8 protein-coding genes are annotated in these 10,168 nt (G+C 42.7%); 5 read left to right on the top strand and 3 right to left on the bottom strand.

The window, feature by feature from the left end; genetic code table 11:
* Window positions 1–109 precede the first annotated feature (109 nt).
* The gene (locus tag RMY31_RS35975) at window positions 110–1,204 is read left to right on the top strand and encodes an AAA-like domain-containing protein (RefSeq protein WP_322666890.1); all 1,095 of its coding nucleotides are present in this window, start codon (window positions 110–112) and stop codon (window positions 1,202–1,204) included.
* A 13-nt stretch (window positions 1,205–1,217) separates the two neighbouring features.
* Window positions 1,218–4,655 carry an AAA-like domain-containing protein gene (locus RMY31_RS35970; protein WP_322666888.1) on the top strand — a complete coding sequence of 1,146 codons (3,438 nt, stop codon included), beginning with the start codon at window positions 1,218–1,220 and terminating at the stop codon, window positions 4,653–4,655.
* A 116-nt stretch (window positions 4,656–4,771) separates the two neighbouring features.
* Here RMY31_RS35970 and RMY31_RS35965 read toward each other — a convergent pair whose 3' ends face one another.
* The 3 genes from RMY31_RS35965 to RMY31_RS35955 form a co-directional block, all read right to left on the bottom strand.
* Window positions 4,772–5,959 carry a hypothetical protein gene (locus RMY31_RS35965; protein WP_322666886.1) on the bottom strand — a complete coding sequence of 396 codons (1,188 nt, stop codon included), beginning with the start codon at window positions 5,957–5,959 and terminating at the stop codon, window positions 4,772–4,774.
* Between the two features lie 111 nt (window positions 5,960–6,070).
* Window positions 6,071–7,717 carry a hypothetical protein gene (locus tag RMY31_RS35960; protein WP_322666884.1) on the bottom strand — a complete coding sequence of 549 codons (1,647 nt, stop codon included), beginning with the start codon at window positions 7,715–7,717 and terminating at the stop codon, window positions 6,071–6,073.
* A gap of 258 nt (window positions 7,718–7,975) precedes the next feature.
* A complete protein-coding gene (locus tag RMY31_RS35955) occupies window positions 7,976–8,239 on the bottom strand; it encodes a hypothetical protein (protein ID WP_322666882.1) in 264 nt (87 codons plus the stop codon).
* 235 nt (window positions 8,240–8,474) lie between these two features.
* On the opposite strand from RMY31_RS35955, the gene RMY31_RS35950 reads away from it, so the two are divergent.
* The 3 genes from RMY31_RS35950 to RMY31_RS35940 all read left to right on the top strand — a co-directional run bounded on the left by RMY31_RS35950 (window position 8,475) and on the right by RMY31_RS35940 (window position 10,122).
* Complete coding sequence (locus RMY31_RS35950; protein ID WP_322666880.1) at window positions 8,475–9,053, top strand: hypothetical protein; 579 nt, start codon at window positions 8,475–8,477, stop codon at window positions 9,051–9,053.
* 72 nt (window positions 9,054–9,125) lie between these two features.
* Window positions 9,126–9,458, top strand: a complete 333-nt coding sequence (locus RMY31_RS35945) for a hypothetical protein (protein ID WP_322666878.1) — start codon at window positions 9,126–9,128, stop codon at window positions 9,456–9,458.
* Window positions 9,459–9,543: 85 nt separating this feature from the next.
* Entirely contained in the window at window positions 9,544–10,122 is a 579-nt protein-coding gene (locus tag RMY31_RS35940; protein ID WP_322666876.1) for a hypothetical protein, read from the top strand.
* Window positions 10,123–10,168 lie beyond the last annotated feature (46 nt).

Raw genomic sequence — 10,168 nt, 5'->3', positions numbered from 1 at the left:
TGCCACTTGACGAATTGATATTTTCTCCTGAATATGTGCTGCAACTATTTTTTCTCGGAGATCGATTGAATATGCTTTCATGAAAAGATATTATTTTTCTTCTTACTAACTGTACCTCATAACAACGGGAAGTGCTGTATATATTGAACGAGAACCCATTGAGAATAAAACAGTAAACTCTCTTCCAGCTATTGAATTAGAATATCCAGATGGATATGTGCCGCTAAATTCGCCTTTTTATATAGAACAAGATAGCATTGAATCTGTTTATGAAGCACTCTTGAAGCCTGGTTCTTTAATTCGGATTAAAGCACCCAAACTAATGGGTAAAACTTCCTTGTTGACTAGACTTTTATCCTATGCCGAGAAAAAACAATTTCAGTCAGTTTATTTAGATTTAGGTGGTATAGATAAAGCAATATTAACAAATCTTGATAAATTCTTGCGTTGGTTTTGTGGAAGGGTTAGCGATGAACTAATGATTGAAAATCAAGTTTCATTAGCATGGAATACAGATATTTTAGGTAGTAATGATAATTGTACAGCTTATTTTAGAAAGTATATTTTAGCTAAAATTAATTGTCCTTTAGTTCTAGGTTTGGATGAAGTAGATCGCTTATTCCCTTACAGTGAAGTGGTGGAGGATTTTTTTGGAATGTTACGTTCTTGGCATGAGAAAGGGAAAATTTCTGATGTTTGGAAACAACTGCATCTAGTACTAGCACATTCCACAGAAGCCTACATCCCTTTAGATGTTCATCAGTCTCCCTTTAATGCAGGGCTACCTGTAGAATTAGAGGAATTTAATCAGCAGCAGAGCAAAGAACTGCTGAAAAAACATGGAATACAAGATGCAGATACTGTTTTAGAACAATTAAGGAAAATGGTAGGAGGACACCCTTACCTGTTACGCTTGGCGATGTACGAGATTGCAATAGGGAAAGTAACTCTCAAAAATTTATTACAGTCGGCGACAACAGAAGCAGGGATTTATAATAATCACTTACGCTCTCTATTAGGAGTTTTGCAAACAGCACCAGAACTGCGAACATGTTTAAACCGGGTAGTTAACTCAAATGTAGGGGTGGAATTAGATCCAATGCAAATTTACAAATTGCACAGTTTGGGGCTAGTAGAAAAACAGAATAATCATGTTACACCCCGTTGCCAACTTTATCGTGAGTATTTCCGCCGCGTCTTATGAGGAGTTTTGAAAAGTGCTAGCTAGTAATTCCAACTTCTATCAGGTTGGTGCAAGTCTCCCGATTGATGCTCCTAGTTATGTGCAGCGACAAGCAGACGAGGAGTTTTACCAAAAATTGCGGTCAGGTAAGTTTTGTTACGTTTTGAACTCGCGGCAGATGGGTAAGTCCAGCTTGCGGGTACAGACGATGCAAAGGTTACAACAACAAGGGACGGTTTGTGCAGCAATTGACTTGACAGGGATTGGTAAGCACAAGGTAACACAATCACAGTGGTATGGCGGAATTGTTTACGCTTTAGTAGAAAGTTGTCATTTAGAGGATAAATTTGATTTTGATTGGCAGACATGGTGGCAAAAAAATCAGGAAATACTAGATCCAGTCATGTGTTTGAGATTGTTTATCGAACAAGTATTACTGGAAAAAATTCAGCAACCAATAGTCATTTTTGTAGATGAAATTGACAGGGTGCTGAGTCAGGATTTTTCACTAGATGATTTTTTTGCTCTGATTCGGTTTTTTCAAAATCAACGAGTTGATAATTCGATATTTGAGCGGCTGACGTTTGCTTTGTTAGGTGTGGCGACTCCCAGCGATTTGATTACTGATAAAAGCCAAACCCCTTTTAATATTGGAGAAGGAATTGAACTACATGGTTTTCGGATTTCGGAAGTCCAACCGTTGATTGAGGGATTGCAGGGGAAGGTATCAAATCCTCAAAAAGTAATGGAATCAATCTTATATTGGACAGGCGGACAACCGTTTCTCACTCAAAAGTTGTGTAAGTTTATGGTAGAGGAGTCCGAGAAGGATAACCCTCATTCCGTTATAGAAGTAGTAAGAGCAAGGATTATTGAAAATTGGGAATCTCAGGATAATCCAGAGCATTTACGAACTATACAAGATCGAATGTTATTAGAAGAGTATGTTGCTGGACGTTTTTTGGGTTGGTATCAGCAAATTTTGCTTTCGGGAGAGATTTTTGCTGATGATAGTGTAGAACAAATGAATTTTCGACTGACTGGTTTGGTGGTGAAACAGCAGGATAGGTTAAAAGTTTATAACAAAATATATGAATCTGTTTTTAACTCAAATTGGGTTGAGCAAGAGTTAGATAAACTGCGTCCTTATTCAGAAAGTTTTCGGGCTTGGGTTGAAAGTGATCGTCAAGATGAGTCACGACTGTTGCGGGGAAAAGCTTTGCAGGATGCTTTGATGTGGGCAGACGGTAAGAGTTTAAGTCTTCAAGATAATCAGTATATCGCTGCTAGCCAAAAATATGAATTTGAGCAAGCGCGACGGAAGACTCAGCGAGTAATTCGGTTTGGTTCTGTGTTTTTGGTTGTGTCTATTGTGGGAGCAATTGTTGCTTCTGTGCGTACTTATAATACTCAAAAAGAACGTCAAGTTGCTGTTACAGCAACGCGATTGGAACAAACCGGAATAAATTTATTACGGGAACCTTTTCGTGGAGGAGAAATTGAGGGCTTGTTACAGGCTATGCGAGTTGGACGCGAATTAAAAAGTTTAGTGAGAGATAAACAATCTTTAGCGGATTATCCCGCCTATAGCCCTGTACTTAGTTTAAGCAATATATTGTCCAAAATTCACGAACGTAATCAGTTACAGGGGTATAAAGCTTGGGTTATGAGTGTTGCTTTCAGTCCAGATGGTAAAATTTTAGCTTCTGCTAGTGCCGACAGCAGTATTAAATTGTGGGATGTCACCAAGAGCAAAGAAATATTTACCCTGACTGGTCATAAAAATGGGGTTGATCGCGTCGCTTTCAGTCCAGATGGCAAAATTTTAGCTTCTGCTAGTCTTGACAAAAGCATTAAGCTGTGGAATATCGCCACAGGCAAAGAAATATCTACTCTGACTGGTCATAAAGATACAGTTATAAGCGTCGCTTTTAGCCCAAATGGCACAACTTTAGCTTCTGCTAGTGATGACAAAAATATTAAGCTGTGGGATATCGCTACAGGCAAAGAAATATCTACCCTGGCTGGTCATAAAAATACAGTCATGGGTATAGCTTTTAGCCCAGATGGCAAAACTTTAGCTTCTGCTAGTCTTGATGGAACCATAAAGTTGTGGAATCTCGCCACGAGCCGAGACACTTCTACTTTGATCGATTATTATGGTGGAGCCTTCAGCGTTGCTTTTAGTCCCGATGGCAAAACCTTAGCTTCTTCTAGTGCTAATATCATAAAGTTATGGAATCCTGTCACGAAACGAGACATTTCCACGCTGACAGGGCATAGAGATATTGTAAGTAGCATTACTTTCAGTCCAGATAGCAAAACTTTAGCTTCTGCTAGTGCCGATGGAACCATAAAGTTGTGGAATCCTACTACGAGTGGAGAAATTTCTACTTTGACTGGGCATAGAAGTTGGGTCTTTAGCGTCGCTTTCAGTCCAGATGGTAAAACTTTAGCTTCTGGAGGTCGCGACAATAGCATAAAGTTGTGGAATTTCACCGCAGGTAAAGATATTTTTACCCTAGCTGGGCATAGAGATATTGTAAGTAGCGTCGCTTTCAGTCCAGATGGCAAAACTTTAGCTTCTGGAGGTCATGACAATAGCATAAAGTTATGGAATGTTGCTAGGGGTCAAGGAATATTTACTCTGACTGGTCATAAAGATGCAGTTAGAAGCGTCGGTTTCAGTCTAGATGGCAAAATTTTAGCTTCTGCTAGTGTTGATAAAAGCATCAAGCTGTGGGAAGTCGTTACAGGCAAAGAAATATCTACTCTAATTGGGCATGAAAATCAGGTAAATGATATCGCTTTCAGCTCCGATGGCAAAACTTTAGCTTCTGCTAGTTTTGATAAAAGCATTAAGCTATGGGATATCGCTACAGGCAAAGAAATATCTACTTTAACTGGTCATAAAGATGTAGTCAGTAGCGTAGCTTTCAGTCCGGATGGCAAAACCTTAGCTTCTGCTAGTGGTAACAGTATAAAGTTGTGGAATTTCGCCACGGGTAAAGAAGTATCTACCCTGATTGGTCATAAGGATATGGTCTTCAGGATTGTTTTTAGCCCTGATAGTAAAACTTTAGCTTCTGCTAGCGCCGATGCAACTATCAAGTTATGGAATCCTGTAACGAGTCAAGAAATTTCTACTTTGACTGGGCATAGAAGTGAGGTCAATGACATCACTTTTAGTCCCGATAGCAAAATTTTAGCTTCTGCTAGTAATGACGACAGCATAAAGTTGTGGAATATTGCCACAAGTCGAGAAATTTTTACTTTAACTGGGCATTACGGTTGGGTTAATAGTGTCGCTTTCAGTCCTAATAGTAAAACTTTAGCTTCTGCTAGTAATGACGAAACTATAAAGTTGTGGAGTTTGGATTTAGATGACTTACTAGCGCGGGGTTGCAGCTATTTAAAAGATTATCTCGCCACCCGTGATGAGTTGCGAAAGGAGTTATGTCCGGGTCAATGAAGAAGTGGAATAGGATGGGATAAGCTACCTCTGATGAAATGTGATCGCATTTTTAGGGTTATTGTGGTTATGCGCTCTCCGTTGGTTTAAGGAGACACAGAGCAATCACTCTAAAGCTACTTGTTCCACTTCACCAGCATCCCATCCACAGCTACCAATCCCCACTGCGGAAACTTGACCGCCAGCTTTTTAATGATAATCCGTAAAGCTGGATCGTCAGCCCAGCACTCCATCAAAAACTCAAACCCAGGATTTTCGCGTAACCTCTCGGCCATATTGAGTTTCTGCATCCGCCCTGGTCGTGCTTTAGATCGAGCCATAACAGCCTCATGCGACCATTTTTCAGGATTTGAGTCAGCCAACGCGGAACTTTGACCTTCATGATGGTTTTTTGGTTCTTGAGCAGAAGACGAGTTTTCAGCTATCAATGAAGCAGAGTGACTTGGTTGAGCTTGATTTTGGGGCTGATTAGTATTTTCAGAGTTTGCAGCGACGGACGCGGCGGAAAATGTGTCTTCATGAGCAGTTTTTGGCTCATCACCAAAGTCTGGTTTTTCTTCCATCAACGAAGCGGATTGACTAGATGCAGCATCCACGAGCCTTAGTGAAGTGCAGTCCGTCGCCGTAGGCGAGTCTTCTTCCTTCTCTTCCACGCTAAGGACGGACTGAGGCGACGCACCCCTCAAGGGCGCGATCGCCGTCTCCTCACCATGCGAATTTTTGTCTTGCGTGGAAGAGACACACCTCACAAACTCTACTGAAGAGTTTGTGAGGTGTTGATGAGGAGTTCGTGAGGGTTGACCAAACCCTTGCTCTGACTGGTTTTCATCTGAAATGTACGTCAAATTTTCAGCATCTATTTCTTCAGAGCCAGCATCAATATCTGTATTTTCAGCATTAAATTCTTGTTTTTGAGCATTTGGTTCCTGGTTTTCAGCATTGACTTTCTCCCAGAAATCCTTCATTCTGCTGCCATGCAAATTCCGTACCATCCAGCCGACTGTTTCGCGTCCATCTTGTATCGACTTGTCCGGTTTGAAAATGAACAAACCACTTTCAGCTAGAATTTTCTTTGCACAGATAAAACTGCTGTAGCCCAAGGTAGTAGATAAAAGCATCCACCGAGAACCGTAGGGGTCAGATGTCCAGCATTCCTGCCACAGCTGATTAACGGAGGGCTTTTGTTGCGAAGCCCAAAGCATATCTTCGATTGGGATAATCACATGCAGCCGCTTGTATGGGGATTGCTGTTTGTTGGCTGTAGTAGACTTTTTAGACTTGGGACGAGCGATAGTTGCAGTCATATTATTCTCTCCTATTTATGTTGACGCACGGAAATTTCCCCAGCTGCGATCGCAGGGTTTAAGCTTGTTTGAATACTCATGAGTTCGTGTCTAAAAAATCACTGATTGGGGTTACAACAGCCGTAGATCGTTCTTGAAATAGCGATCAGTCTTTTTCGGGCGGTCTTTCCAGTGATCCCAAGCCACTACCACTTCCGAACCTAAATCCTCTATTACCTCACCCTTCCGCACATACAACGCAAAGTAGGGATCGGCATGGGCAACGATGCTCCCAAGCCTGATAGTGGAAGGTTGTGAGTTGGTTTTCTCCAGTGCAGTAATCAACTCTGTCTCTTGCGGTGTTAATTCCGCCCAATAGTCTGATTTAATAACTTCGTACTCTCGTGCCACATCCAAATAGTTCTGCCAACTACACCCAGGCTTGGACAACACAGCGCGAATATCGCTTACTGCTTGGGGTAGCAGTTGCAATTGCTCGGTGCGATATGCGATAGCCTGTGGTGTTGGTTCACTACCCAAGATGATTGCAGCTGCTTGAAGTGCCTGAGTATTGTTCATAGCAGTGGCTAAATTGCTCAAAGCTATGCCCATTAGTCGCAAACATTCCTGGGCGTTTTCTTTAGGTGGCTCCTGCGCCAGCGATCGCAGATCAATAGTTTGGTCTAATGCTTGCTTAACTCCCTTGTTCAGAGCTTTGGTTGCTTGTTTGGTAAGAGTATTGCTCCATTCCTGGGCAGGGCGTTCTTCTACAGCACGTTCTAATTCGTGAATACGCTGTTGTAATCGTTGGTTCTCAAGCTCTAGCTGCCTCAAGCCTTCCAACTCGTCCAGGCGTTGTTGCAACTGGATGTTTTCTTGTTTCTGTTGCTGAAACAGTTTTTGTAAAGCGGCCAATTGTTCTTGTACTTGCTGCTCGGCTTTGGCAGCGGCTTCTGTTTGCAACCCAATCCTTAATTCTTGCTCCAGTCGCTCAAGTTCTTGCTGATGTTCTTGTTTGAGTTGGGCGATCGCATTAGCATACTCTTTTGGATATGTGCGCTCACTCTTAAATGACACAATTGCGTCATTACTCAAATTAGTCAAATCAGCATTGTTTACCAGCAGCCTCTCACGATCATTGAAGGTAACAATCTGCTGATAGTTATTGGGTGCATCAGCTTCAATCACTCCTTCGTCGCCATACCTGGGATGCAATTGTGATGAAACTCTGACTGATTGACACAATTGCGTTTCACAGCTGTCTTGTACTGTGGTATCTTTTCTGACATGAGCAATAGCTCTTGGTGCTACCTTGCTTACTGCCTTAGCAAAATCGGCGGCAGTGGGGAAGGCTTTTTCTTTCGCTGCGATCGCAACAGCTTCGCGTAACTTGTCAGGAGTTTTGACCAGTCTGAGTAAAGGGCGAGTCTGGGAAGGTTTGGTAATCTTGTCCTTCAGTTCGTCGCTTAAAGTATCAACTACTTTCTTGGCAGCGAGTAAATCTCTGACTCTGCGGTATCCTCCGTATTTGGTAAGCTCGTTTTCGCAGTAGTTTTCAAAACTAAGGTATGCACCATCTCTGTAATAGCGATTATCTCGCATTACTACCAGTTCATCTGATGCCTGCCACTCAAATCGGTCAATGGCGGTAAAAGTTTCTTGAATGCTGCTGTTGAGAACGCTGTAATTGAGAGGTGAGATAGTTTCATAATATGGGTCAATAACAGCATTACCCTCTGTGCATAGTGCAGGAGGATTTGATATTGTTTGATTAACCATGAACCTGGGAGTTTATGGAACTACCCTCAGCGCGTGCCTGAGAAACAATCGCTGGGGGTTTTAAATTGTCAGCACAATTGCTTTGAGTCTAGCATTAGGCTAGCCAAATAAGCAACTAGGCTAGACATTTACAAACACCCTTTAAAAGCTTCGCCCCCTAGGGTTCAGTAGGGGGCGAGTTGGTTGCTAGATTTATAAGGTTTTTGGCGCTGGCTAGCATATGTTCTAGCTGATTCTTAAGTTGCTGGTTTTCTGCGGCTAGCCCGCCTTTAATTTTCCCAGTTCTGCTTTAATCTCCGCTATCTCTTGTTGCTGTCTCTCTAGAAGTTGTCTGATATCAACAACATTGGTTTCGCTTCCTTCCCTTCCAAGCCTAGTTCTAATATATTTCTCAATATCTTCGGTCATACTTGTCCCTTCTGTTTCCAGCAGCTCCTTGTATGCAAGGTACAAGCTGTTATCTAGCCTTACATTCAACTGAGCGCCACGCTTCCTAGTGGAAGGCTTTGTTTCGTCTGCCATCTCTGTTTCTTGAATTCAAATAACTATTAACACTATAAAACACCGTCTAGCCAGTGGCTATAACTTCTACTAATGTCTAAGACCCGCACAGATCAGTTATTTGGCTAGATAGTGTCTTGACATTGGCTAGCCAGAATCTTATATTAGATTTATCAGCTAAAAACAAAAGACGACCGCACCAGTCTCGCAAACTCAGCGATCGCCCTCTGTCCCTAAAATTAGGAGAAATATTATTATGCCTCATCTCACATATTCACAGCAAGCACCTTCACGATTCAACTGCAACACAATAGATGAGCAAACCGTAGCACAGTCAGAACTCTACAATCATCTGGAAGCCCAAGCGCAAGCTGTAGCCCCAACCACAGACCCGCTAACCGACCGCGATCGCCGCATCATTGCAACCATCATCGACCACGCCCCAGAGTCAATCCGTACTATCTGGATAGAAGCCGGAATCACAGTATGGGTGCAGCTGGTAGACAGCGGACGACTCCCATTCGAGCGCAACTGGTTTGCTTCAAGAGTACAGGAAGTCAAAGCAACATTACCAGAAACACCACGGGAGCGCAACGAACGCCTCAGCGCAGAACTGGAACAAGCTTGCATCAAATTTGGGTTAACCCACGGACAGATTGACTGGCTTTCCTTCAGCACGACTCTCTACCTGAATCGCCAGCCTGTTGGCTTCATCGGATACAACAGAGCGAATCAATGGTACAGCCGACGCAATCAGCTGGGAGGCAGTCGTACAGCAAAGAGCGTTGATGCTGCGATCGCATCACTGGGAGTGAGACAACCTGTCGCGGCGTAGTGCCGAAATAGAAAAGGCGATCGCATACCAAGAAAAACGCGATCGCCATTTCACCACGTAAATCGCTTAATCATGGCACACATCACAACAATTATGCCCTCTCTTCAAGCACCCGATTGGGGCGAATGCTGCGAAAAAATACTGCTGCCGCCAACAGACCCAAATGCAGAAGTAATTGAAATTCCCGGTTACACGCTGGTCTACTGTAATGGGGCTTGTCCTAAAAATTACCGCGTCTACAAAGCTGACTCAATGATTGGTTTGGTCTTTCAGCATCTCACATATTGGTCAAACGAGGTGGACGAGATTCGGTATGCCCAGCCGTTGAATGCAGCAGTGGCACTTGATGATTTTCTCTTGGCTGCAAGTATGACCAAAGCATCTGACAAAGGCATTGCAGCGTAATCCAGAACTCAGGAGTCAGAAGTCAGTATTCAGTATTTTTCTGACTCCTGAATTCTGGCTAATCAACCATTCACTAATTAAAGAAATGAAACCAACAATATCAATTCCCAAGGGTTGGCAGTATCCTCTATTTGCCTTTGGGCAACGGACAGAACGAGGCGCGATTATCGGACTTAAGTATTACGCCTCAGACACATATTTAGCTGACGAATACGGTGCGGGATGGCGTTACATTTTACTTGCTAACAAGCATACTGAAGACGAAGAACACCGTGCAGAAGACGAAATCAGATTGCTAACACCACAGGAATTAAAGACACAAATACAAACCCAAATCAGCAACCACTTGCACCAAATCCAATCGCTGAAACAAGAATTAGATGCTATTCCTGCAAGTGTTGTAATACCTCGCTCTAGTGCTGAAACAAAATTACAAGACCAGACGCAGCAATCCTATTCACTACCTTGTCCGCCTCTACTGAAATTAGTTGATGCTGCGAAATTCATCCTAAAAGAGATTGCCAAACACCCCGATTATCTAGCACTTGATTATCAACCGGATTTAACTGTTGGTGATGCTCAGACTGCACTTTCTTATCTGCAATCAGAACTGGAATTAAATCAAAATTCAAACGCTGCCTCAAATGTCCCTCCTCAAAAATAAGTACCTGAATGAGCGTCATTCATTCAGGTATTCGGGAGTTCGCGTT

Origin of the sequence: Dendronalium sp. ChiSLP03b (assembly GCF_034531165.2) — a bacterium.
GTDB classification, from domain to species: domain Bacteria; phylum Cyanobacteriota; class Cyanobacteriia; order Cyanobacteriales; family Nostocaceae; genus Dendronalium; species Dendronalium minutum.
The sequence above is the reverse complement of the archived record's forward strand: the minus strand, read 5'-3'. Positions and strand labels throughout refer to the sequence as shown.

Coding starts and splice junctions, on each gene's coding strand:
- RMY31_RS35940 (WP_322666876.1), top strand. CDS start 9,544: ATGAAACCAACAATATCAATTCCCAAGGGTTGGCAGTATCCTCTATTT.
- RMY31_RS35960 (WP_322666884.1), bottom strand. CDS start 7,717: ATGGTTAATCAAACAATATCAAATCCTCCTGCACTATGCACAGAGGGT.
- RMY31_RS35965 (WP_322666886.1), bottom strand. CDS start 5,959: ATGACTGCAACTATCGCTCGTCCCAAGTCTAAAAAGTCTACTACAGCC.
- RMY31_RS35955 (WP_322666882.1), bottom strand. CDS start 8,239: ATGGCAGACGAAACAAAGCCTTCCACTAGGAAGCGTGGCGCTCAGTTG.
- RMY31_RS35945 (WP_322666878.1), top strand. CDS start 9,126: ATGGCACACATCACAACAATTATGCCCTCTCTTCAAGCACCCGATTGG.
- RMY31_RS35950 (WP_322666880.1), top strand. CDS start 8,475: ATGCCTCATCTCACATATTCACAGCAAGCACCTTCACGATTCAACTGC.